This is a genomic window from Pseudomonas sp. P39-UII1, assembly GCF_039672635.1.
Taxonomy (GTDB): Bacteria; Pseudomonadota; Gammaproteobacteria; order Pseudomonadales; family Pseudomonadaceae; genus Aquipseudomonas.
The window spans coordinates 1-495 of record NZ_JBDFPP010000063.1; the positions used below are offsets into that span (position 1 = coordinate 1).

The window sequence follows — 495 nt, forward strand, 5'->3', positions numbered from 1 at the left end:
TCGTATCGCTGACGTTGGTGACGGCTTCGGCTGGATTAACGGCCAGATTCTCGAAATCGCCACCGGTGGTGCCGGTGACACTTACTTTGACCTGACCGGCGTCTTTGTAGACGTCATCGGCCGGCGCGGCAACAGTGACCTGGCCAGTCGTTTGACCGGCGGCGATGTTGATGGTCGCACCGTTGCTCAGGGTCACGGTCATCGCCGTGCCGGCTGGGTTGCTCAGCGTCGCGGTGTAGACGATCTGACCGCCTTCGGCGACATCGCCGGTCGCGCTCAGCACCAGGTTGGTGGTGGCCTGGGTGTCTGGACCGTCGGTGACGGTAGTGGTCGGGTTACCTGCGGTTTCGAGCTGCTCGTAGTTGCCGCCTTCGACCTTGCTGATGCTGTTGGTCAGCGGGGCATTGGTGTTGTAGACGTTGTTCGGTGCGGTGAAGTTGACCGAGCCGGACGATTCACCGACGCCGATGGTGATGCTCTGGCCGTTGGCCAGGG

The 495-nt window shown here is 62.4% G+C and carries 1 protein-coding gene; it reads right to left on the bottom strand.

The window, feature by feature from the left end; translation table 11 throughout:
* Window positions 1-495: immunoglobulin-like domain-containing protein (locus ABEH27_RS25730; protein WP_346616252.1), on the bottom strand; the 495-nt coding region annotated here is incomplete at both ends.